Below are 22,204 nucleotides of genomic sequence, written 5' to 3'. Positions count from 1 at the left end.
GTTAACTCCCAGCGCGCCTCCCACTAACGCGAGGACGGGCCAGACGGCCGGGGTGACGGATGCCACGTTTTCGGCTGTCGGTGCGACACCGGCGACCCCCGTGGCATCCGTCACCGCAGGCGACACCGACGCGACCGGGTCGGCGAGCGACAGGCTCGCCGCGAGCAGCACGCAGCCGCCGAGCAGCACCTCGAGCACGCCCAGCACGATGCGGATGCCGGGGCCGGCGATCGCGAGTGCCGGCGCGATGGCGAGGCCCGCGAGCCCGAGCGCCGCAAGCGCCGGTGAAGCGATGCCGCCAGCCACATCGATCGGAGCCCCCGTGCCGCCCGTGGTGCTCGCCTCGATCACGAGCTCGAACCAGGGCTGGCTCCACGAGAGCAGCACGAGCCCGGCGCCCACGACCGTCGCGACGACGACCGGGAGCTTCATGCGCGCCCGGTTCACGACTCGACCCGGCGCATGGCGTTCGCGACGGCGACCGCGCGCAGCGGTGCCGCCGCCTTGTTGCGGGACTCCTGGTACTCCGATTCGGGGTCGGAGTCGGCGACGAGTCCGCCGCCGGCCTGCACCCGGGCGACGCCGCCAGAGATCGTCGCGGTGCGAATCGCGATCGCGAGGTCGGCGTCGCCGCCGAAGCCGAAGTACCCGACGACGCCGCCGTAGAGGCCGCGCTGAGCGGGCTCGAGCTCGTCGATGATCTCGAGCGCTCGCGGCTTCGGCGCGCCCGACAAGGTGCCCGCGGGGAACGTCGCGCGGAACACCTCGATCGCGTTCGCGCCTGCGACGAGGTCACCCTCGACCGAGGAGACGAGGTGCATGATGTGGCTGAAGCGCTCGACCCGCATGAACTCGGTCACCTCGACCGTGCCGGCGGTGCAGACCTTCGCGAGGTCGTTTCGGGCGAGGTCGACGAGCATGAGGTGCTCGGCCTGTTCCTTCGGATCGGCGATGAGCTCGGCCTCGAGATCGGCGTCGGCCTCGGGTGTCGCACCGCGCGGCTTCGATCCGGCGATCGGATGCGTGAACACGCGGCCGTGCTGCACCTTCACGAGCGCCTCGGGCGAGGAGCCGACGATCCAGTACGGCTCCTCCGCGGTGTCTTCGAGGTGCAGGAGGTACATGTACGGGCTCGGGTTGAGGCTGCGAAGCACCCGGTAGACGTCGATCGGATGCGCCGTCGCCTCTTGCTCGAAGCGCTGCGAGATGACGACCTGGAAGATGTCGCCCTCGCGGATGTACTCCTTCGACCGGTCGACCGATGCGAGGAAGTCGGCCTTCTCGGTGCGATGCACGGGGTCGGCGGCGCGCCCGAGGTCGATCTCGGCGAGCCACGCCTCGGTCGGCTGGGCGAGCCCCTGCTGCATGCGGTCGAGGCGCGCCTGCGCCCCCTGCCACAGCTGCTCGGGTGCGTCGCCCTGATCGTTCAGTACGGAGGCGATGAGCTGCACGGTGCCCGTACGGTGGTCGATCACGACGAGCTCGGAGACGAATGCGAACGCCTGGACCGGCATCGGGAACTCCGACGGCGGCCGGTTCGGCAACCGCTCGATCTGACGGATCGCCTCCCAGCCGATGAAGCCGACGAGGCCGCCGGTGAGGGGCGGGGCGCCGGGCACGTCTTCGGTGCGCCAGCGCTGGTAGAGCGCTTCGAGCGCGGCGAGCGGCGCGAGCTCGGCGGCCTCGCCGAGCGCGCGCTCGGCGCTCAGGCCGTAGTCCTGCCATTCGACGCGGTCGGATGCCTCGGTGAGCACGCCGTACGACGAGACGCCGACGAACGAGTACCGCGACCAGATGCCGCCCTGCTCGGCGGACTCCAGCAGGAACGTGCCCGGCCGACCGGCCGCGAGCTTGCGGTAGATGCCCACCGGGGTCTCGCCGTCGGCGAAGAGCTCGCGCACGACGGGCACGACCCGGCGGCCCGCGAGCAAGGCGGTGAACTCGTCGAACGTGGTCGTGGCGTCGGCCAACGTGTGCTCCTCAGGTCAGTCGGCGGGCGGGAATCCGGGGGTCACGGCGATCGGGTCGCCGTCGAAGCAGGTGCGGGTGCCGGTGTGGCAGGCCGCCCCTATCTGCTCGACCCGCACGAGCAGGGTGTCGGCGTCGCAGTCGAGCGCCGCCGAGCGCACGTACTGCGCGTGACCCGAGGTGTCGCCCTTGCGCCAGTACTCCTGACGCGACCGCGACCAGAAGGTCACCCGCCCCTCGGTGAGGGTGCGCCGCAGCGCCTCGCGATCCATCCAGCCGAGCATCAGCATCTCGCCGGTGTCCCACTGCTGGATGACGGCGGGCAGCAGCCCGTCGGCGTTGAACACCGCGCGCTCGAGCGCCGCGTCGACCGTGGATTCGGTGGGCGTGGATTCGGTGGTCATCGCACGATCCTCCCGTCGGCCGCGAGCGCGGCCTTCACTTCGCCGATGGTCAGCTCGCCGTTGTGGAACACCGATGCCGCGAGCACCGCATCGGCGCCTGCCGCGATCGCGGGCGGGAAGTCGGCCACCGCGCCGGCGCCGCCCGAGGCGATGACGGGCACGGTCGAGAGCTCGTGCATGAGCGCCGTGAGCTCGAGGTCGAAGCCCGCCTTCGTGCCGTCGGCGTCGATCGAGTTGACGAGCAGCTCGCCGGCGCCGAGTTCGATGCCGCGGCGGGCCCAGTCGAGCGCGTCGAGCTCGGTCTCGGTGCGGCCGCCGTGGGTCGTCACGACGAAGCCCGACGGCGTGCGGTCGGAACGCTTGACGTCGAGCGAGAGCACGAGCACCTGCGCACCGAAGCGGTCCGCGATCTCGCCGATGAGCGCCGGGCGGGCGATCGCAGCGCTGTTGACGCCGACCTTGTCGGCGCCGTGGCCCTGCAGGCGCGCGACATCGTCGGTCGAGCGGATTCCGCCGCCCACGGTCAGCGGGATGAACACCTGTTCGGCGACCCGCTGCACCATGTCGTACGTCGTCGAGCGATCGTCGACCGTCGCGGTGACGTCGAGGAAGGTGAGTTCGTCGGCGCCCTGCTCGGCGTAGCGGGCCGCGAGCTCGACGGGGTCGCCCGCGTCACGCAGGTTCTGGAAGTTGACGCCCTTCACGACGCGGCCTGCTGCCACGTCGAGGCACGGGATCACACGGACGGCGAGAGACATGGGCGCCTCACAACCGCGCAGCGTGGATGGCGCTGACGAGGATCGCCCGCGCACCGAGTTCGTACAGCTCGTCCATCACCTGGTTCATGTCGACGCGCCGGATCATGACCCGAACAGCGACCCATTCGGGGTCGTGCAGCGGCGAGACCGTGGGCGATTCGAATCCGGGCGCCGCGGCCGTCGCGCGCTCGAGGTGCTCGACGGGCACGTCGTAGTCGAGCAGCACGTACTGGCGGGCGACGAGCACGCCCTGCAGGCGCCTGAGCAGCGTCGCGGCGCCCGGCTTGTCGGCGCGCGAGCCGATGAGCACGGCCTCGGAGTCGAGGATCACCGGCCCGAAGATCTCGAGGCCGGCCTGACGCAGCGTCGAGCCCGTCGAGACGACGTCGGCGACGGCATCGGCGACGCCGAGACGCACGGCGGACTCGACCGCGCCGTCGAGCTTGACGAGATCGGCGGTCACGCCGTGACCGGCGAGGAAGTCGCCCACGAGACCCGGATAGCTCGTGGCCACCCGAACGCCCTCGAGGTCGGCCAGTTCGGTGAAGGCGCCCGCCGGACCGGCGAAGCGGAAGGTCGAGTCGCCGAATCCGAGCGGCGCGATCTCCGAGGCATCCGACCCCGAATCGAGCAGGAGGTCGCGACCCGTGATGCCGACGTCGAGCGCGCCCGACCCCACGTAGGTCGCGATGTCGCGCGGCCGAAGGTAGAAGAACTCGACCCCGTTGCGCGGGTCGGCGGTGTGCAGGTCGCGCGGGTCGCGGCGACCGGTGTACCCGGCCTCCCACAGCATCTGCGCGGCGATTTCGGCGAGCGAGCCCTTGTTGGGCACGGCGATTCTGAGCATTTCACTACTTTCGTGTCGACGGTTCTGATCGGCCATGGGCGGGATCAGAGATGTCGGTACACGTCGGCGGGCGAGAGCCCCTTCGCCAGCATGAGCACCTGCAGGTGGTAGATCAGCTGGGAGATCTCTTCAGCCGTCTCGTCGTCGCTCTGGTACTCGGCGGCCATCCACACCTCGGCCGCCTCTTCGACGATCTTCTTGCCGATGGCGTGCACGCCGGCGTCGAGCTCTCGCACGGTGCCCGAGCCCTCGGGGCGGGTGGCGGCTCTGTCAGCGAGCTCGATGAACAGCTCGTCGAAGGTCTTCACCCGTCAAGACTACCGGTGCCGGGAGCCGGGCCATGCCGGTGCGCGATCGCGGCGTCACGAAGCACCGGGTCAGTGCCGGTGGGCGGCCACGGCGTCGCGAAGGGCCGCGATGCGTTCGGCGGGCACGTCGGCGCCGAAGACGGCCGAGCCCGCGACGAAGGTGTCGGCCCCCGCCTCGGCCGCGGTGCCGATCGTGTCGAGCGAGATGCCGCCGTCGACCTGGAGCCAGACGTCGAGTCCGCCCTCGCGGACTGCGCGTGAGAGCCGCTCGAGCTTGGGCATCGTCTCGGGCATGAACGACTGGCCGCCGAAGCCGGGCTCGACGGTCATGACGAGCACCTGGTCGAACTCGGGCAGCAGCTCGAGGTACGGTTCGACGTCGGTGCCGGGCTTCAGGGCGATGCCGGCGCGTGCGCCGATCTCGCGCAGCCGTCGCGCGAGTGCGACCGGTTGGTCGGTCGCCTCGGCATGGAAGGTGACCGAGAACGCGCCGAGTTCGGCATAGCCCGGCGCCCAGCGATCGACATCGGAGATCATGAGGTGCACGTCGAGCGGAATCGGGCTGACCTCTTGCAGGCGCCCCACCATCTGCGGTCCGAATGTCAGGTTCGGCACGAAGTGATTGTCCATCACGTCGACGTGCACGAGGTCGGCGGCCGCGATCCGCCCGAGCTCGTGCTCGAGGTTCGCGAAGTCGGCAGCGAGGATGCTCGGGTTGATCCGCGTCGTCATGCAGCCACCCTATCGAGCGTCGGCGAGCCGTTCGCTCACGCCCGCTTGCGCACGAGCGCGATGAACATCGCGTCGGTGCCGTGCCGATGCGGCCACAGCTGCACGGTCTCACGAGCGCCGGCGAGGTCGAGCGGATGCCGCGACACCGACTCGATCACGGAACGCGTGTCGAGCTGCTCGGCCGAATCGCCGGCCCGGCGGAGCGCCCCGGCGAGGGTGCCGTGCGTCTCGGCGGTGTGCGGCGAGCACGTGACATAGGCGAGGATCCCACCGGGCGCGAGTGCGGCGAACGCACTGTCGAACAGTTGCCCCTGCAGTTTCGTGAGCTCGGCGACATCCGACGGCGCCTTGCGCCACCGCGCCTCCGGGCGGCGACGCAGCGCACCGAGCCCCGTGCACGGGGCGTCGAGCAGGATGCGGTCGAACCCGTCGGGGGCGCCGAGCGTCACGAGGTCGAGGTGCCGGCCGTCGCCGACGTGCACCTCGACGTCGAACGGAACGCCCGTGACCGCGTTGCGCACGAGTTCGGCGCGGGCCGGCACGGTCTCGTTCGCCGCGAGCAGTGCGCCGCCCGCGAGCGCCTCGGCCGCGAGCACCGCCGTCTTGCCGCCGGGGCCCGCGCACAGGTCGAGCCAGCGCTCCCCCGGGCGAACTGGCGCGGCGCGGCTGAGCGCGAGTGCGGCGAGCTGCGAGCCCTCGTCTTGCACTCTGATGCGGCCGGCCGAGCGCTCGGCGGCGGCGATCGGGTCGTCGGCGACCGCACCGATCGGCGAGAATCGATCGGGCTCGAACCCCTCGATGGCGTCGGTATCGACGTCGAGCCCCGGCAGCACGGCGAGATTCACACGCGGCGAGGCGTTGTCGGCGTCGAGCAGTGCCTCGAGCTCTTCGCCACGGCCCTCGTGGTCGAGAGCGGTGCGCAACGACCGCACGATCCACTCGGGATGGCTCGTGACGGCCGCGAGCCGGGCATCGTCGCCGCCCGCGCCCGCGCCCGCGGCGACGCGCTCGCGCCACTCTTCGGGCGAGGTGCGAGAGATCGTGCGCAGCACGGCGTTCGCGAACCCGGCCGCCTTGGGTGCGACGCGCCGCGCGAGTTCGACCTGCTCGTTGACGGCGGCGTGCGTGGCGACCCTCGTCGCGAGCAGCTGGTGCGCACCGACCCGCAGCACGTCGAGCACCGCCGGATCGATCGCCGACGCGGGCCGATTCGCTGCGAGTTCGATCACGTGGTCGTAGAAGCCCTGCATGCGCAGCGTGCCGTAGGTCAGCTCGGTCGCGAAGGCGGCATCGGCCCGGTCGAGGCCGGCGCGGCGGATGCGCGTGGGCAGCAGGAGGTTCGCGTAGGCCTCGTCGGCGCGCACCGCCTCGAGCACCTCGACGACGACGATGCGGGCGGGGGCGATGCGCGCGGGAGTGATGCGCGTCGGCGCCTGACGCCCAGGGCCTCCCGCGCCGCTTCGGCGCCGACCGCCGCCGCCTCGACCGTCACGACCGCCGCTCATCGTGCCACCGCCGAGGTGCGGCCCGCGCCGCGCCACCAGTCGCCGGCATCCATCGCCGGCTTGCCGGCCGGTTGCACCCGCCGCAGCTCGAGCGGAGTGGTGCCGGTGCCGACGAGCACGCGTCGTGCGGCGAGCTCGACCTCACCGGGAGCGAGCGCCGGCACATCGGTCCCGCCATCGCCGCCGGCACTGACGTCGCCGCCGGCACTGACGTCGCTGCCGGCGGGCGCCACGAGCTCGAGCACCTTGACCCGCTGATCGTCGATCGTCGTCCATGCGCCGGGCTCGGGCGTCACGCCGCGGAACCGATTGCGAACCTCGCCGGCCGGCAGCGACCAGTCGAGCCGGGCGTCGTCGATCGAGAGCTTCGGCGCGAGGCTCGACCGCCCCGCTTGCGGCACGGCCCGCGCACTGCCGTCGGCGATGCCGTCGACGACCGCCGCGAGCAGCTCGGCACCCGAGTCGGCGAGATCGTCGAGCAGTTCGCCTGCGGTCTCATTCCCATGCAGCGGATGCCGCAGCTCGGCGTACACCGCGCCTGCGTCGAGCTCGGGCACGAGCTGGAACACGGATGCACCGGTCACGGTGTCCCCCGCGATGAGCGCGTGCTGCACCGGCGCGGCACCCCGCCACGCGGGCAGCAGCGAGAAGTGCAGGTTGATCCACCCGTGCCGCGGTGTCGACAACATCGGCTCGCGCACGAGGCCGCCGTAGGCGACGATGACGCCGAGATCGGGCTCGAGCGCGGCGACGCGGGCGGTCGCGTCGGCATCGAGCCGATTCGCCTCGATGATCGGCACGTCGAGCCGGCTCGCAGTCCGCGCGACGGGCGACGGGGTCAGCACGCGCTTGCGCCCGAGCGGAGCCGGCTGGCGGGTGACGACGCCGACGAGGTCGTGATCGCCCGCCGCGAGTCGTTCGAGCGACGGAATGGCGACGGCAGGAGTGCCGGCGAAGACGATGCGGAGCTTCTGCACACTCCATTGTCGCCGACGGCAGTGCTGCTACGGCACCTCGGGGTCGTCGAATCGCACCCGCAGCACCGCGGGTCGCTTCGGCGGCTGCCCCGCCACGGGGCGCCGCCGCTCGGTCGCGACGGTGATCATCTCAGCACGAAGCGCTCTCGCGACCGCGGCGCCCGCGGCGTAGTCGAATCGCACGATGCCGCGCTCGAGACCATCATCGATCGAGACGGGGCCGAGCGCGTCCACGCCCGGCGCCGCGCCGCGAGCTGCCGTCAGCGCACGCGCGACGAGGGCCGGCGCCGCCGTCACGCTCGCCACCCGCACTGCGGGCGGAAACCGCAGAGCCCGGCGGGTCGCGAGCTCGCCGCGCGCCCACTCGGCGAGCCGCCACGACGTCAACGCCTGCGCGAGCGCCCCCGACACCCCCACGAGCGAGATCGGCGCACCGGGGGCGGCGAGCGCCGCGGCATTGGCCCACCAGCGCAGACAGTCTTCGGCGACGCGCAGGGATTCGCGCAGCAGCATCCGCTCGCCGTCGAGGAGGAGCACGGCCCGGTAGCCGCCGTCGGCGACCGGTTCGGCGCCGCGGGTCGCGATGACGAGCGCCGGCCCGGCGCCCACCCGCAGCACCGGCCGCTCGCCGTCGGAGAGGATCACCCGCGCCTTCGGGAACGCACGGCCGAGTTCTTCGGCGGTGCGGCTCGCCCCCACCGTCGCGGCGCGCAACTTCGTGCCGTCGCAGACCGGACACGTCCACGAGCTCGCACTCGTGCCGCAGAGCACGCAGCGCGGCTCGCCGCCGCTGCGCGGCACGACGAGCGCCCCGCCGCACGCCGTGCACCGCGCAGGTTCGCGGCAGCGATCGCACGTGAGCATCGGCGTGTGGCCGGGGCGCGCGACCTGCACGAGCACCGGTCCCTCGCGGATCGCCTCTTGCGCGGCACGCCACGCGCCCGACGGGATGCGCGCAGAGCCCGGTTCGGGTGACACCTGCTGCTCGGTCGGGATGACGCGGGGCCGCACGTGCTTGAGCGCCGGCACCTCGTGCACCCAGCCGATCTCGACGAGTCGTTCGACCTCGACGCTGCGGCTGTGGCCCGCGAAGAGCAGTGCCGCGCCCGACTGCTCCTGCCTGATGAGCGCTGCGTCGCGAGGATGCACGCCGGGTGCGAGCTGTTCGTTCTGCAGCGGGTCGCCGTCGTCCCACATCGCGATGAGGCCGAGGCGGGCTGCAGGTGCGTAGACCGTCGACCGGTTGCCGATGACGACCCGCGCGTCGGTGCCGGTGGCGTCGAGGAACGCACGGAACCGTTCGCCGCCCGTCTGCCGGGCATCGGTGCGCAGCACCCGCCTCGGGTCGACGCGATCGGCGAGGGCCGCCTGCAACTGCTCTTGATCGCGGTAGTCGGGCACGATGATGAGACTCGATCGGTCGGCCGCGAGGGTGTGCGCCGCCGCGGCCGCGAGGGTCGCCGCCCACGCGCCGACCCACTCACCGGATGAGAGCAGCACCGGGCGGGGATCTGCGGCCAGCGCCAGGCGCTCGCCCGCATCGATGCCCGTCTCGATGCGGCCCCGCTCATACCCGGGGATCGGCGCCGCAGGCCCCGGCAGCTCGCCGGGGTCGGGCTCGGCCGCCCGCCACGCCTTCTCGGCGCGCACATAGCGGCTCGGGATGGCCACCCGCAGGATGTCACCGGCGTTGCCGGCCGCCCGATCGGCCGCGGCGCGAGCCAACGCCCACACCTCGGGCATCAGCAGCGGCACCTCGGAGACGACGTCGTCGAGTTCGCTGAGCCGGCCCTCGTACTCACTCGTCGAGACGACCTCGACGAGCCATCCGTTCGCGATGCGTCCGCCCGAACGCAGCGGCACGCGCACCCTCACCCCGGCGACCGCGGCCTCGCGCAGCCGTTCGGGCACGGCGTAGTCGAAGAGCTGGTCGAGTTGCGGCAATGGTGAATCGACGAGCACGCGGGCGACGGAGCCGCCTGCCACGTCAGAGCCCGGCGACGGAGCGGAGGTCGTCGACGCGGTCGAGGCGCTCCCACGTGAAGTCGGGCAGTTCGCGACCGAAGTGGCCGTAGCTCGCGGTCTGCGCGTAGATCGGTCGCAGCAGGTCGAGGTCGCGGATGATCGCCGCCGGCCGCAGGTCGAACACCTCGCGGATCGCGGCCGTGATCTGCTCGTCGGGCAGCGCACCGGTGCCGAAGGTCTCGACGTAGAGCCCGACGGGCGCCGCCTTGCCGATGGCGTAGGCCACCTGGAGCTCGAGTCGTGCGGCGAGGCCCGCCGCGACGGCGTTCTTCGCGACCCAGCGCATGGCGTACGCCGCCGAGCGGTCGACCTTCGACGGATCCTTGCCGCTGAACGCGCCGCCGCCGTGCCGGCTCGCGCCGCCGTAGGTGTCGATGATGATCTTGCGCCCGGTGAGGCCGGCATCGCCCTGCGGGCCGCCGATCTCGAAACGACCGGTGGGGTTGATGAGCACGTCGAGATCGGGTCGGGCCAGTTCGACGGTGTCGAGCACCGGGCCGATCACGAGCTCTTCGACCTCTGCACGCAGTTGCTCGGTCGACACGGCGCGCGTGTGCTGGGTCGAGAGCACGACGGTCTCGACGGTCTTCGGCACCTGGCCGTCGTAGCCGATCGTGACCTGGGTCTTGCCGTCGGGGCGCAGGTAGTCGAGTTCGCCGTTCTTGCGCACGGCCGCGAGCCGCTCGGCGAGGCGATGCGCGAGCCAGATCGGCACGGGCATGAGCTCGGGCGTCTCGCGCGTGGCGTAGCCGAACATGATGCCCTGGTCGCCGGCGCCCTGCCTGTCGAGCGCGTCGGCGCTCGATCGCTCGCGCGCCTCGAAGGCGTGGTCGACGCCCTGGGCGATGTCGGGCGATTGGCCGCCGATCGACACCGAGACGCCGCACGAGCGCCCGTCGAACCACGCGTCGGAGGAGTCGTAGCCGATCGAGGTGACCCGCTCGCGCACGATCGCCGGGATCTCGACGTAGCCGCTCGTCGTGACCTCGCCCGCGACGTGCACGAGCCCGGTCGTCACGAGGGTCTCGACCGCGACGCGGCTCTGGGGGTCTTCGCGCAGCAGCGCGTCGAGGATGGAATCGGAGATCTGGTCGCAGAGCTTGTCGGGGTGACCCTCGGTGACGGACTCTGAGGTGAAGCGGCGGAGGGCGCTCATGCGGATTCGGATTCCTTCGTGGTCGTCGCGGCACGCGCCGCAGTCGTCTGCTGCGAGCCGACGACGTCGAGGATCTCATGCGCCACCGACAGTTTCGTTCCGTGTGCTCGTGTGACGACATCGCCCTCGGGCCCGATGACGACGATGCGGTTCTCGTCGCTTGCGAAGCCCTCGCTCCAGCCCACGCGGTTGACGACGAGCAGGTCGGCGCCCTTCGCCTCGCGCTTGGCCCGGCCGAGCGCGATGAGCCGTTCGTCATCGGCCTCGGTCTCGGCCGCGAAGCCCACGAGCAGCGTGCCGGAGTGCGGAGTGCGGCCGAGCCCCGCGAGGATATCGGGGTTGCGCACGAGCTCGATCGTCAGGCCGTCGTCGCTCTGGTCTTTCTTGATCTTCGCCTCGCTCACCCTCGCCGGCCGGTAGTCGGCGACGGCGGCGGCCATCACGACGACGTCCGCGCCCTGCGCGGCCTCGGTCACCGCGGCCTGCAGCTCGAGCGCCGTCGACACGCGGCGGATGTCGCAGCCCTCGGGCTCGGCGACCTCGAGGTTCGCCGCGATGAGGGTCACCCGCGCGCCGCGCTCGCGCGCCGCTTCGGCGATCGCGATGCCCTGCTTGCCGCTCGAGCGGTTGCCCAGGAAGCGCACGGGGTCGAGCGGTTCGCGCGTGCCGCCGGCGGTGACGACGACATGCAGACCGTCGAGATCGCGATGAGCGGATGCCTCGGGCGGGGCGACCCCGCCGAGCACGCGCTCGAGCGCCGCACGCACGATCTCGTCGGGCTCCTCCATGCGGCCGGGGCCGCTGTCGGCACCCGTGAGCTGGCCGACGGCGGGCCCGACGATCGTGACGCCGCGGGAGCGCAGCGTCGCGATGTTGGCCTGGGTGGCGGGGTGCCGCCACATCTCGGTGTGCATGGCCGGGGCGATGACGACGGGCGCCTCGCTCGCGAGCACGGTGTTGCCGAGCAGGTCGTCGGCGAGGCCGGTGGCCAGTTTCGCGATCGAGTTCGCGGTGGCCGGGGCGATCACGATGAGATCGGCCGCCTGCCCGATCGCGACGTGACGCACCTCGGCGACGCCCTCGTAGAGATCGGTGTGCACCGGGTTGCGCGAGATCGCCTCGAGGGTGGGCCGCCCGACGAAGCGCAACGCCCCCTCGGTGGGCACGACGTGCACGTCGTGCCCCGCGAGCACGAGGGCGCGCACGACGCCGACCGCCTTGTAGGCGGCGATGCCGCCGGTGATGCCGACGACGATGTTGAGCCGAGTCATCCGGCCCTCCGGATCACTCGGCGATCGGGCGGAGCCGGAGCTTGTCTTCGTTGATCTCGTGCAGTGCCACCGAGAGCGGCTTGTCGTCGATCGAGGAGTCGACGAGCGGGCCGACGTTGTCGAAGAGGCTGCCTTCGTGCAGGTCCGCGTAGTAATCGTTGATCTGGCGCGCGCGCTTGGACGCGAAGATCACGAGCTGGTACTTCGAGTCGACCTTCGAGAGCAGGTCGTCGATGGGCGGATCGATGATGCCGGACAGCTTCTCAGCCATGGAGTGACTCCTTAGATCGAGGATGCGCATCTGCGGCGCGTGGAAAGTCGTGGCGAGGGCGCACTGAAACCGGTACGGCTCAGCGCCGGCCCTTGCGAGATCTCATCAAGTCTACGACCTCTTGCGCGGCTTCGGCGACGTCGTGGTTGACGACCTGGTGGTCGAACTCCTCGACGGCGGCCAATTCGACCTTCGCCGTCTCGAGTCGACGCTGTTGTTCTGCGGGGCTCTCGGTGCCCCGACCGACGAGCCGTCGCACGAGTTCGTCCCAGCTGGGCGGCAGCAGGAACACGAGCGTCGCCTCGGGCGCGGCGCGGCGCACCGAGCGGGCGCCCTGGATGTCGATCTCGAGCAGCACGCTGTTGCCGGCGGCGATCGCCTCTTCGACCGCCGAGCGGGGCGTGCCGTAGCGCGACGCGTTGTGCACGGTCGCCCACTCGAGCAGCTCCCCCGCCTCGATCATGCGGTCGAACTCGGCGTCGTCGACGAAGAAGTAGCTCTCGCCCTCGACCTCGCCGGGCCGCGGCGCGCGCGTCGTCGCCGAGACCGAGAGCCGCACATCGGGATGATTGCGGCGGATGTACTCGGCGACGGTGCCCTTGCCCACCGCGGTCGGGCCGGCGAGCACGACGAGTCGGTCGCCCGTGCCGCCGTGGGCGGCCACCCAATCGGCGAGGAACTCGCGGAGCCGACGCCGCTGCAACCGGCCGAGGCCGCCGAGCCGCTTCGACGGCGAGATCTCGAGCTCCTCCATGATGCGGGCCGTCTTGGTCTGACCGATCGCGGGGATCGAGGTCAGGAACTCCGTGACGCGCAGTCGCCCCTCGACGCCCTCGGGCGATTCGAAGGCCTCGCGCAGCACGTCGAGCGGGCTGCGGGAGCCGGCCGCGACGGCGGACTTGACGGTCGCCCTCGCGCGACGCGCTGCGACGGCGGCGCGGGAGGCGGCCACCCGGTCGACCTCGGGCGGAGTGGGACGCGCGGCGGCGGGCACGTTCGACGTCTCAGACACGTGCCGCTCCGACCTCGTCGACCCGGCGGGTGATCGCCTCGGCGAGGCCGTCGGGCCCCGCACCGAGGATCGACCGCGACTCGCTCACGATGACGCCCGCCGCGAGCGACCCGTAGATCGCCCGAAGATCGGCGACCTCTGCGCCCTGGTGACCGAAGCCCGGCGCCAGCACCGGCAGGCCGGGTTTCGGCGGGTCGGCCTCGAGATCGATGCCGTACGAGCGGGGGTCGACGGTGGCCCCGAGCACGACGCCCACCGAGCCGAGAGTCCGGCTCGAGGCATCCGCTCGCCCGTGATTCCAGGCGATCACGCCCGACGTGATCGCCTGCGCGACCGTGGAACCCTCGCGGCTCGACTGCTGCAGCACAGCGCGCTGGATCGCGGCAGCCTCGGGGTTCGAGGTCGCGGCCAGCACGAAGGCGCCCTTGCCCGCCGACTCCGCGGCGGTCAGCACGCCCTCGATCGAGCCGAGACCCTGGTAGGCGCTGATCGTCATGGCGTCGACCTCGAGGGTCGACCCCGGCCGCAGCCACGCCTGCCCGTATGCCTCGACGCTCGTGCCGACGTCGCCGCGCTTGACGTCGGCGATCACGAGCAGTGCAGCATCGCGGGCCTCGGCGAGCACGCGCTCGAGTGCCGCGTAGCCCGCCGCGCCGTGGCGTTCGAAGAACGCGACCTGCGGCTTCACGATGCCGACGCGGCCCGCGGCGGCGTCGACGGTGCGCAGGCCGAACTCGCGCACGCCCTCGGCCGAGTCGGGCAGGCCCCACTGGTCGAGCAAGGGCGCGTGCGGGTCGATGCCGACGCAGAACCTGCCGTAGGCCGCGAAGACCGACTCGAGCCGATCGCCGAAGGGAGTGATGTCGGTCATGCGTTCGCCTCCCGCCGGAGTGCGTACTCCTGCAGGCTCGTCACGTCGAAGCCGTCGCGCTGCACGTCGAGCGACGCGACGGCCGCCGAGAGCTCGGCGATGGTCGTGAAGAGCGGGATATCGGCGGCGACGGCGGCCGCACGGATCTCGTACCCGTCGGCGCGCGACGAACGTCCGCTCGGGGTGTTCACGACGATGTCGACCTCGCCGCGGTGGATGAGTTCGACGACGGATGCCGCATCGGGGCTCGACTTCTCGCTGAACTTCAGCACCTCCTGCGCACGGATGCCGTTGCGGCGAAGCACCTCGGCGGTGCCCTCGGTCGCGGCGATGTCGTAGCCGAGCTGCTGCAGGCGCAACACCGGGAGGATGATCGCACGCTTGTCGCGGTCGGAGACCGAGACGAAGACCGTGCCCGAATCGGGCATTCCGCCGTAGGCCGCCATCTGGCTCTTCGCGAACGCCGTCGGGAAGTCCTTGTCGATGCCCATGACCTCGCCGGTCGAGCGCATCTCGGGGCCGAGCACCGAGTCGACCATGGTGCCCTCCGCCGTGCGGAAGCGGTTGAAGGGAAGCACCGCCTCTTTCACGGCGACGGGCGCGTCGAACGGCACGCGCGAGCCATCGGAGGCGGGCAGCATGCCCTCTTCGATGAGCTCGGCGACGGTCGCGCCGACCATGATGCGCGAAGCGGCCTTGGCGAGCGGGATGCCGAGCGCCTTCGAGACGAAGGGCACGGTGCGGCTCGCGCGGGGGTTCGCCTCGAGCACGTAGAGCACGCCGGCGCCGATCGCGAACTGCACGTTCAAGAGGCCCCGCACGCCGATGCCCTCGGCGATGGCACGAGTGGCCACGCGCACGCGATCGACCTCGGCGCGGCCGAGTGTCACCGGCGGCAGGGTGCAGCTCGAGTCGCCGGAGTGGATGCCGGCCTCCTCGATGTGCTCCATGACGCCGCCGATGTAGAGGTCGGTGCCGTCGTACAGCGCGTCGACGTCGATCTCGATCGCGTCGTCGAGGAACCGGTCGACGAGCAGCGGATGCGTCGGGCCGACGATGCCCTGCCCCTCGATGCGTGCGAAGTAGTCGGCCAGCGACGGCGAGTCGTAGACGATCTCCATGCCCCGGCCGCCGAGCACGTAGCTCGGACGCACCAGCACCGGGTAGCCGATGCCCTCGGCCACGTGCACGGCGCCGGCGAGGTCGATCGCGGTGCCGTTCTTCGGCGCCAGCAGGCCGGCCGCGTCGAGGATGCCGGAGAAGAGCCCGCGCTCCTCGGCGAGGTCGATCGCATCGGGGGTCGTGCCGAGGATCGGGATGCCCGCGGCCTCGAGACCCCTCGCGAGCCCGAGCGCGGTCTGGCCGCCGAGCTGCACGACGACGCCGACGAGCTCGCCCGACTGCGACTCGGCGTGGATGACCTCGAGCACGTCTTCGAGCGTGAGCGGTTCGAAGTAGAGCCGGTCGCTCGTGTCGTAGTCGGTCGAGACCGTCTCGGGGTTGCAGTTGATCATGATCGTCTCGAAGCCCGCCGCCGAGAGGGCGAACGAGGCGTGGACGCACGAGTAGTCGAACTCGACGCCCTGCCCGATCCGGTTCGGGCCCGAGCCGAGGATGACGACCTTCTTGCGATCGCTCGGCTCGACCTCGGTCTCGAGGTCGTAGCTCGAGTAGTGGTACGGAGTGAGCGCCGGGAACTCGCCCGCGCACGTGTCGACCGTCTTGTAGACCGGGCGGATGCCGAGGATGTGGCGCACCTCGCGGGCGTCGGCCTCGCCGAAGCCGCGCAGCTGACCGATCTGCGCGTCGGAGAACCCGTGGTCCTTCGCGAGCAGCAGCAGCTCGGTGTCGAGGTTCTCGGCCGCCGCGATGGTGTCGGCGACCTCGTTGATGAGCACGATCTGGTCGAGGAACCACGGGTCGATCTTGGTCGCTTCGAACAGCTGCTCGATCGTCGCGCCCTTGCGCAGTGCCTGCTGCACGACGACGATACGGCCATCGGTCGGCACGGATGCCACGGCGAGCAGCTCGTCGATCGAACGCGACTCTTCACCCCAGTGGAACGACGAGCCGCGCTTCTCGAGCGAGCGGAGCGCCTTCTGCAGCGCGGTCGCATAGTTGCGGCCGATGGCCATCGCCTCGCCGACCGACTTCATGGTGGTCGTGAGCGTGGCATCGGCGGCCGGGAACTTCTCGAATGCGAAGCGGGGCACCTTGACGACGACGTAGTCGAGCGTCGGCTCGAACGACGCCGGGGTCACCCGGGTGATGTCGTTCGGAATCTCGTCGAGGCGGTAGCCGATCGCGAGCTTGGCGGCGATCTTCGCGATCGGGAAGCCCGTCGCCTTCGACGCGAGCGCACTCGAGCGGGAGACGCGCGGGTTCATCTCGATGACGATGACGCGGCCGTCGGCCGGGTCGATCGCGAACTGGATGTTGCAGCCGCCGGTGTCGACGCCCACGGCGCGGATGATGTCGATGCCGATGTCGCGCAGGTGCTGGAACTCGCGATCGGTCAGCGTGAGGGCGGGCGCAACGGTGATCGAGTCACCGGTATGCACGCCGACCGGGTCGACGTTCTCGATCGAGCAGACGACGACGGTGTTGTCGGCCGTGTCGCGCATGAGCTCGAGCTCGTACTCCTTCCAGCCGAGGATCGACTCCTCGAGGAGCACCTCGGTCGTGGGCGAGTCGTGCAGGCCCTGCGTGACGATGCGCACGAGGTCCTCCTCGGTGTACGCGAAGCCCGAGCCCAGGCCGCCCATCGTGAACGACGGGCGCACGACGAGCGGGTAGCCGAGGTCGAGGGCGAACTCCTTCGCCTGCTCGAGCGACTTCGCGACGTGCGAGCGGGCGACGCCGGCGCCGGCCTCGATCACGAGGTCCTTGAAGAGCTGACGGTCTTCGCCCTTGCGGATGGCGTCGACCTTCGCACCGATGAGCTCGACGCCGTGCTTCTCGAGGATGCCCGCGTCGTGCAGAGCGATGGCCGCGTTCAGCGCCGTCTGGCCGCCGAGCGTCGGGAGCACCGCGTCGGGCTTCTCCTTGATGATGATCGACTCGATGATCTCGGGCGTGATGGGCTCGATGTACGTCGCGTCGGCGAAGTCGGGGTCGGTCATGATCGTCGCGGGGTTCGGGTTCACGAGGATGACCCGTACGCCCTCTTCGCGAAGCACGCGGCACGCCTGGGTTCCCGAGTAGTCGAACTCAGCGGCCTGTCCGATGACGATCGGACCGGATCCGATGACGAGGACGCTGTTGATGTCGTCGCGCTTGGGCATCAGTTCTTGTCTCCGGTTCCAGAGCTTGTCGAAGGATCGGTCGCGGTGCTCGCCGACGAGTTCGCGATCACCATGTCGCGGAATCGATCGAACAGGTAGTTCGCATCGTGCGGACCGGCCGCCGACTCGGGGTGGTATTGCACGCTGAACGCGGGGATGTCGAGGCAGTTGAGCCCCTCGACCACGTTGTCGTTGAGGCCGTAGTGGCTGACCTCGACGCGCCCGAAGCCCTCGGTCGACTCGCTCACCCGGTCGATCGGCGCGTCCACGGCGAAGCCGTGGTTGTGCGCCGTGATCTCGACCCGGCCGGTGGCCGTGTCGAGCACGGGCTGGTTGATGCCGCGGTGGCCGAAGGGCAGCTTGTAGGTGCCGAAGCCGAGCGCGCGGCCGAGCAGCTGGTTGCCGAAGCAGATGCCGAAGTAGGGCAGGCCAGCGCGAAGGGCGGTGCGCAGCAGTTCGACATGGCGGTCGGATGCCGCGGGGTCGCCCGGTCCGTTCGAGAAGAAGAGTGCATCGGGCTCGAGAGCGAGCACCTCTTCGGCCGTGATCGACTGCGGCACGACGTGCACGTCGAACCCGCGCTCGGCGAGGTACTGCAGCGTCGAGGTCTTCACGCCGAGATCGAGCACTGCGACGGAGCCGACGCGTTCGCCCTCGGCCGGCAGCGTGTAGGGCTCGGTCGTCGAAACGGCGCCCGACAGGTTGGCGCCGGCCATCGAGGCGCCGCTCTGCACGAGGTCGAGCTGCTCGCCGGGGGTGAGCATCACGTCTTCGCCCGAGAAGATGCCGGCCCGCATGGCACCGGCCGAACGCAGGTGGCGGGTCAGCGCCCGGGTGTCGATGCCGCTGATGCCGACGACGCCCGAGGCGACGAGGTCGTCGTCGAGGCTCCGCTGCGAGCGGAAGTTCGAGACGACGCGCGAGGGGTCGCGCACGATGAAGCCGGCCACCCAGATGCGGGCGGACTCCATGTCTTCGTCATTCATGCCCGTGTTGCCGATGTGCGGTGCGGTCATCATGACGATCTGACCGGCGTACGACGGGTCGGTCAGGGTCTCCTGGTAGCCGGTCATGCCGGTGGCGAAGACGGCCTCGCCGAGGGTGCGGCCGCGCGCGCCGTACGCACGCCCTTCGTAGCGGCGTCCGTCTTCGAGGACGAGCACGGCGGATTCGCTCGTGCCGGCGGGGGTCTCAGTCATTCGAGGCCTCACTCTCCTGCTCTGGCCGCTGCGCTGAAGGCGCGGCGGCGATGTCGTGTTGCGACCGCGGTGCGGCTGGCGCGGCGGCGATGTCGTTGACCGCCTGGATGATCCTGGCGGGGTCGCCCGGATACCGGGCGCGCACGTAGCTGTCGACGCGGGGTTCGGCGCGTTCGGCCGTACCCAGCTCCCGGGCGATCCAGGTGAGGGCGATGAGGCCCTCGGGCTCGACGCCGCGGTCGATCGCGTAGCTCGCGAGCTGCGCTCCGACCAGGCGGTCGGCCGGGATGAAGGTGAGCGACTCCCCCGCGATGCGGAGGATCACCCCCTCGGGAAGCACTTCGACGTGGCCGGAGCCGCGGAACGCGAGTCCGTGCACCGCGAGCCGCTCGAGCGGCTCGCCGAACGGGGTGGTCGCGACGTAGAGCACCTCGGCGTCGACGATCGGCGCGCCGTGCTCGGCGGGCACCGGGTAGGACCCGAGCGACTCGTCCCGCACGGTCCGCCGCTTCCAGGAGCGGTACATCAGCCAGCCGACGAGCGCGACGATCGCGACGGCGACGATGGTGCCGATGACCTTATCCATTGACGACCCCCTGAGCGGATGCCGCGTGCCGGGCGACCTCGTCGTGCGGGCGCACCGCGCCGTCGAGGAAGGTCGGGTAGCCGCCGTGGAAGGTCGCGACGACGCGCCCCGGAAGGCGTCGACCGAGGTAGGGCGAGTTCGTGCTGCGCCCGGCGAGGCGGTCGAGGTCGAACTCGGATGCCGCGGCCGGGTCGTACAGCGACAGTTCGGGAGCGGCTCCGACCGCGATCGACTCGCCGTGACCGTGGAGCCGGCCGATGCGCGCCGGTGTCGACGACATCACGCGCGCGACATCCGCCCAGTTCAGGAAGCCGGTCTCGACGACGGCGGCGTGCACGACGGCGAGGGCCGACTCGAGTCCGACCATGCCGTTGGCGGCGGCCTGCCACTCGCTCTCCTTCGCCTCGACGGGGTGCGGGGCGTGGTCGGTGGCGACGATGTCGATCGTGCCGTCGGCGAGGGCGGCGCGAAGCGCCTCGACGTCTTCGGCACGGCGCAGCGGCGGGTTCACCTTGAACCGCGGGTCGTAGCCCGCGATGAGGTCTTCGGTCAGCAGCAGGTGGTGCGGCGTCACCTCGGCGGTCACGTCGATGCCGCGGGCCTTGGCCCATCGGATCACCTCGACGGAGCCGGCAGTCGACACATGGCACACGTGCAGGCGCGAGCCCACGTGCTCGGCGAGCAGCACGTCGCGAGCGATGATCGACTCTTCAGCGACGGCGGGCCAGCCGGTGAGGCCGAGTTCACCCGAGAGGGCGCCCTCGTTCATCTGCGCGCCCTCGGTGAGCCGGGGTTCCTGCGCATGCTGGGCGATGACGCCGTCGAAGGCCTTGACGTACTCGAGCGCGCGGCGCATGAGCAGCGGGTCGGAGACGCAGAAGCCGTCGTCGGAGAAGACGCGCACGTTCGCCCGTGACCGGGCCATCGCGCCGAGCTCAGCGAGCTGTTCGCCCTTGAGCCCGACGGTCACGGCGCCGATGGGCTGCACGGTCGCGTAGCCCGCAGCACGGCCGAGGCTCGCCTCCTGCTCGACGACGCCCGCCGTGTCCGCAACGGGGAAGGTGTTGGCCATCGCGAACACGGCGGTGAAGCCGCCGGCGGCTGCCGCCTGCGTGCCGGTCAGCACGGTCTCGCTCTGCTCGTAGCCGGGCTCGCGGAGGTGCGTGTGCAGGTCGACGAGCCCGGGGAGGGCGATGAGCCCGTCGGCGTCGACGACCGTCGCGCCCGCGGCATCCGCGATGCTGCCGACCGCGGCGATGATGCCGCCGTCGAGCAGGATGTCGGCGCGTTCGCCGCTCGGGAGGGCGGCGCCGCTGATCAGGAAACGCTCGGTCATCAAGCGGCCCCCCGTTCGCCGGACAGCAGCAGATAGAGGGCGGCCATTCTCACTGAAACTCCGTTCGCAACCTGCTCGCGCACGGTCGACTGCGGGGAGTCGGCTGCGCGGGCGGCGATCTCGAGCCCGCGATTCATCGGGCCGGGGTGCATCACCATCGTACTGGGGGGCAGCGCGTCGAACCTGGCATCGTCCAGACCCCAGGTGCGCGCGTATTCGCGGCTGTTCGGGAAGAACGCCGCGTGCATGCGCTCGGCCTGGATGCGCAGCATCATGACGACATCGGGAGTGCCGCGGAGCGCCGCGTCGAGGTCGTAGCCCACGCGTGCCGGCCACGAGCTCGTGTCGACCGGAACGAGCGTCGGCGGGGCGACGAGTTCGACCTCCGCGCCGAGCGTCGCGAGCAGCCAGACGTTCGAGCGTGCGACGCGGGAGTGCAGCACGTCGCCGACGATGACGACGTGCACGCCGTCGAGCGCGCGCCCGCGGGATGCCGCGCCGTGCAGGCGCCGGCGCATCGTGAAGGCGTCGAGCAGCGCCTGCGTGGGGTGCTCGTGCGTGCCGTCACCGGCATTGACGACGCCGGCGTCGATCCATCCGCTCGTCGCGAGCGTGTACGGCGCACCCGAGGCGTGGTGGCGGATCACCACGCCGTCGGCGCCCATCGCCTGCAGGGTCTGCGCCGTGTCCTTCAGGCTCTCGCCCTTCGAGACGCTCGAGCCCTTGGCGCTGAAGTTGATGACGTCGGCCGAGAGTCGCTTGGCGGCGGCCTCGAACGAGATGCGCGTGCGCGTCGAATCCTCGAAGAAGAGGTTCACGACGGTCTTGCCGCGCAGCGTCGGCAGCTTCTTGACCTCGCGGTCCTGCACGGCAGCCATGTCCTCGGCGATGTCGAGGAGTTCGATCGCCTGTTCGCGGGCGAGCTCGCGGGTGCTCAGGAGGTGGCGCATCACGCCTCGCCCCCTTCGGACGCGGCGTTGTCGTCGATCGCGACCCCATCGTCGCCGTCGATCTCTGCGAGGCGCACGTTGATGCGCTCGCGAGTCGAACTCGGCAGGTTCTTGCCCACGAAATCGGCCCGGATGGGGAACTCTCGATGGCCTCGGTCGACGAGCACCGCGAGCCGCACGGCGCGGGCGCGGCCGAGATCGCTCAGCGCGTCGAACGCGGCTCGGATCGTGCGCCCCGAGTACAGCACGTCGTCGACGAGCACCACGGTCCTGCCGTCGATGCCGCCGGCCGGCAGCTCGGTCGGCTGCGGGGTGCGTGTGCGGGTGCGGGTCAGGTCGTCGCGGTACATCGTGACGTCGAGCGCTCCAGCCTGCGGCGGCGGCGCATCCGGTTCGATGCGTGCGATGGTCTCGGCGATGCGACGGGCGAGGATCACGCCCCTGGTCGGGATGCCGAGGATGACGAGATCGGAGCTGCCACGATTGGACTCGAGGATCTCGTGCGAGATGCGGGTCAGCGCCCGCGAGATGTCGGCTTGACTGAGCACGGCACGTGCCATCAAACGACTCCCTTCTCCGCCTCACAGGACGGCCTTAAAGGTTGTCAACTCCATCAAGCGTACCGTGTCCCGCGAGCGGGGGCTGCCGAAGGGATGCCGTCGCTCGATAGCGTTCCCCCATGCGCACTCGGCGCTCTCGTGCTCGCGGGCGCGCCGGTGACCCTTTTGTCGTACCTCAACACGC

At 71.1% G+C, this 22,204-nt stretch carries 21 protein-coding genes; all 21 read right to left on the bottom strand.

What is annotated here, in order from left to right; all coding sequences use genetic code 11:
• Window positions 1–432: Trp biosynthesis-associated membrane protein (locus ACWGST_RS01590; RefSeq protein ID WP_452044877.1), on the bottom strand; the 432-nt coding region annotated here is incomplete at its 3' end.
• An 11-nt stretch (window positions 433–443) separates the two neighbouring features.
• Window positions 444–1,970 (bottom strand): anthranilate synthase component I, encoded by a 1,527-nt coding sequence (locus ACWGST_RS01585; protein ID WP_452044876.1) that lies wholly within the window; start codon window positions 1,968–1,970, stop codon window positions 444–446.
• Between the two features lie 15 nt (window positions 1,971–1,985).
• Window positions 1,986–2,372, bottom strand: a complete 387-nt coding sequence (gene hisI, locus ACWGST_RS01580; RefSeq protein ID WP_452044875.1) for a phosphoribosyl-AMP cyclohydrolase — start codon at window positions 2,370–2,372, stop codon at window positions 1,986–1,988.
• Window positions 2,369–3,130, bottom strand: coding sequence for an imidazole glycerol phosphate synthase subunit HisF (gene hisF / locus ACWGST_RS01575; RefSeq protein ID WP_452044874.1), 762 nt, complete (start codon window positions 3,128–3,130; stop codon window positions 2,369–2,371). Before hisF ends, hisI begins: the two co-directional genes overlap by 4 nt.
• Before the next feature lie 7 nt (window positions 3,131–3,137).
• Window positions 3,138–3,977 carry an ATP phosphoribosyltransferase gene (gene hisG / locus ACWGST_RS01570; protein WP_452044873.1) on the bottom strand — a complete coding sequence of 280 codons (840 nt, stop codon included), beginning with the start codon at window positions 3,975–3,977 and terminating at the stop codon, window positions 3,138–3,140.
• Window positions 3,978–4,021: 44 nt separating this feature from the next.
• A complete protein-coding gene (locus tag ACWGST_RS01565) occupies window positions 4,022–4,285 on the bottom strand; it encodes a phosphoribosyl-ATP diphosphatase (RefSeq protein WP_452044872.1) in 264 nt (87 codons plus the stop codon).
• A gap of 69 nt (window positions 4,286–4,354) precedes the next feature.
• A complete protein-coding gene (rpe, locus tag ACWGST_RS01560) occupies window positions 4,355–5,017 on the bottom strand; it encodes a ribulose-phosphate 3-epimerase (RefSeq protein ID WP_452044871.1) in 663 nt (220 codons plus the stop codon).
• A 35-nt stretch (window positions 5,018–5,052) separates the two neighbouring features.
• A complete protein-coding gene (locus tag ACWGST_RS01555; protein WP_452044870.1) occupies window positions 5,053–6,522 on the bottom strand; it encodes an RsmB/NOP family class I SAM-dependent RNA methyltransferase in 1,470 nt (489 codons plus the stop codon).
• Window positions 6,519–7,499 carry a methionyl-tRNA formyltransferase gene (gene fmt / locus ACWGST_RS01550; protein ID WP_452044869.1) on the bottom strand — a complete coding sequence of 327 codons (981 nt, stop codon included), beginning with the start codon at window positions 7,497–7,499 and terminating at the stop codon, window positions 6,519–6,521. The genes ACWGST_RS01555 and fmt overlap by 4 nt, the downstream gene beginning before the upstream one ends.
• A 27-nt stretch (window positions 7,500–7,526) precedes the next feature.
• Window positions 7,527–9,485: a primosomal protein N' family DNA-binding protein gene (locus tag ACWGST_RS01545; RefSeq protein ID WP_452044868.1), complete on the bottom strand. Its 1,959-nt coding sequence runs from the start codon at window positions 9,483–9,485 to the stop codon at window positions 7,527–7,529.
• Between the two features lies 1 nt (window position 9,486).
• The gene (gene metK / locus ACWGST_RS01540) at window positions 9,487–10,680 is read right to left on the bottom strand and encodes a methionine adenosyltransferase (protein ID WP_452044867.1); all 1,194 of its coding nucleotides are present in this window, start codon (window positions 10,678–10,680) and stop codon (window positions 9,487–9,489) included.
• Entirely contained in the window at window positions 10,677–11,951 is a 1,275-nt protein-coding gene (coaBC, locus tag ACWGST_RS01535; RefSeq protein ID WP_452044866.1) for a bifunctional phosphopantothenoylcysteine decarboxylase/phosphopantothenate--cysteine ligase CoaBC, read from the bottom strand. Before coaBC ends, metK begins: the two co-directional genes overlap by 4 nt.
• Before the next feature lie 13 nt (window positions 11,952–11,964).
• Window positions 11,965–12,222, bottom strand: a complete 258-nt coding sequence (gene rpoZ / locus ACWGST_RS01530; RefSeq protein WP_022891987.1) for a DNA-directed RNA polymerase subunit omega — start codon at window positions 12,220–12,222, stop codon at window positions 11,965–11,967.
• Window positions 12,223–12,301: 79 nt separating this feature from the next.
• Window positions 12,302–13,234: a guanylate kinase gene (gene gmk / locus ACWGST_RS01525; RefSeq protein WP_452044865.1), complete on the bottom strand. Its 933-nt coding sequence runs from the start codon at window positions 13,232–13,234 to the stop codon at window positions 12,302–12,304.
• Window positions 13,227–14,105: an orotidine-5'-phosphate decarboxylase gene (gene pyrF / locus ACWGST_RS01520; RefSeq protein ID WP_452044864.1), complete on the bottom strand. Its 879-nt coding sequence runs from the start codon at window positions 14,103–14,105 to the stop codon at window positions 13,227–13,229. The genes gmk and pyrF overlap by 8 nt, the downstream gene beginning before the upstream one ends.
• A complete protein-coding gene (gene carB / locus ACWGST_RS01515; RefSeq protein ID WP_452044863.1) occupies window positions 14,102–17,389 on the bottom strand; it encodes a carbamoyl-phosphate synthase large subunit in 3,288 nt (1,095 codons plus the stop codon). The genes pyrF and carB overlap by 4 nt, the downstream gene beginning before the upstream one ends.
• Complete coding sequence (gene carA / locus ACWGST_RS01510; RefSeq protein ID WP_452044862.1) at window positions 17,389–18,588, bottom strand: glutamine-hydrolyzing carbamoyl-phosphate synthase small subunit; 1,200 nt, start codon at window positions 18,586–18,588, stop codon at window positions 17,389–17,391. Before carA ends, carB begins: the two co-directional genes overlap by 1 nt.
• Window positions 18,581–19,174: a PH-like domain-containing protein gene (locus ACWGST_RS01505; protein WP_452044861.1), complete on the bottom strand. Its 594-nt coding sequence runs from the start codon at window positions 19,172–19,174 to the stop codon at window positions 18,581–18,583. Before ACWGST_RS01505 ends, carA begins: the two co-directional genes overlap by 8 nt.
• Window positions 19,167–20,510 carry a dihydroorotase gene (locus ACWGST_RS01500; protein WP_452044860.1) on the bottom strand — a complete coding sequence of 448 codons (1,344 nt, stop codon included), beginning with the start codon at window positions 20,508–20,510 and terminating at the stop codon, window positions 19,167–19,169. Before ACWGST_RS01500 ends, ACWGST_RS01505 begins: the two co-directional genes overlap by 8 nt.
• Complete coding sequence (locus ACWGST_RS01495) at window positions 20,510–21,460, bottom strand: aspartate carbamoyltransferase catalytic subunit (RefSeq protein WP_452044899.1); 951 nt, start codon at window positions 21,458–21,460, stop codon at window positions 20,510–20,512. Before ACWGST_RS01495 ends, ACWGST_RS01500 begins: the two co-directional genes overlap by 1 nt.
• Entirely contained in the window at window positions 21,460–22,023 is a 564-nt protein-coding gene (pyrR, locus tag ACWGST_RS01490) for a bifunctional pyr operon transcriptional regulator/uracil phosphoribosyltransferase PyrR (RefSeq protein WP_452044859.1), read from the bottom strand. The genes ACWGST_RS01495 and pyrR overlap by 1 nt, the downstream gene beginning before the upstream one ends.
• Window positions 22,024–22,204 lie beyond the last annotated feature (181 nt).

The organism is Agromyces sp. NPDC055520 (genome assembly GCF_053619715.1).
This window is presented reverse-complemented; position numbering and strand designations above follow the sequence as displayed.

Bases quoted from the DNA above. Each gene is read 5' to 3' on its own strand.
- hisI (WP_452044875.1), bottom strand. From the start codon at position 2,372: ATGACCACCGAATCCACGCCCACCGAATCCACGGTCGACGCGGCGCTC.
- hisF (WP_452044874.1), bottom strand. From the start codon at position 3,130: ATGTCTCTCGCCGTCCGTGTGATCCCGTGCCTCGACGTGGCAGCAGGC.
- hisG (WP_452044873.1), bottom strand. From the start codon at position 3,977: ATGCTCAGAATCGCCGTGCCCAACAAGGGCTCGCTCGCCGAAATCGCC.
- rpe (WP_452044871.1), bottom strand. From the start codon at position 5,017: ATGACGACGCGGATCAACCCGAGCATCCTCGCTGCCGACTTCGCGAAC.
- ACWGST_RS01555 (WP_452044870.1), bottom strand. From the start codon at position 6,522: ATGAGCGGCGGTCGTGACGGTCGAGGCGGCGGCGGTCGGCGCCGAAGC.
- metK (WP_452044867.1), bottom strand. From the start codon at position 10,680: ATGAGCGCCCTCCGCCGCTTCACCTCAGAGTCCGTCACCGAGGGTCAC.
- coaBC (WP_452044866.1), bottom strand. From the start codon at position 11,951: ATGACTCGGCTCAACATCGTCGTCGGCATCACCGGCGGCATCGCCGCC.
- rpoZ (WP_022891987.1), bottom strand. From the start codon at position 12,222: ATGGCTGAGAAGCTGTCCGGCATCATCGATCCGCCCATCGACGACCTG.
- pyrF (WP_452044864.1), bottom strand. From the start codon at position 14,105: ATGACCGACATCACTCCCTTCGGCGATCGGCTCGAGTCGGTCTTCGCG.
- carB (WP_452044863.1), bottom strand. From the start codon at position 17,389: ATGCCCAAGCGCGACGACATCAACAGCGTCCTCGTCATCGGATCCGGT.
- carA (WP_452044862.1), bottom strand. From the start codon at position 18,588: ATGACTGAGACCCCCGCCGGCACGAGCGAATCCGCCGTGCTCGTCCTC.
- ACWGST_RS01505 (WP_452044861.1), bottom strand. From the start codon at position 19,174: ATGGATAAGGTCATCGGCACCATCGTCGCCGTCGCGATCGTCGCGCTC.
- ACWGST_RS01500 (WP_452044860.1), bottom strand. From the start codon at position 20,510: ATGACCGAGCGTTTCCTGATCAGCGGCGCCGCCCTCCCGAGCGGCGAA.
- ACWGST_RS01495 (WP_452044899.1), bottom strand. From the start codon at position 21,460: ATGCGCCACCTCCTGAGCACCCGCGAGCTCGCCCGCGAACAGGCGATC.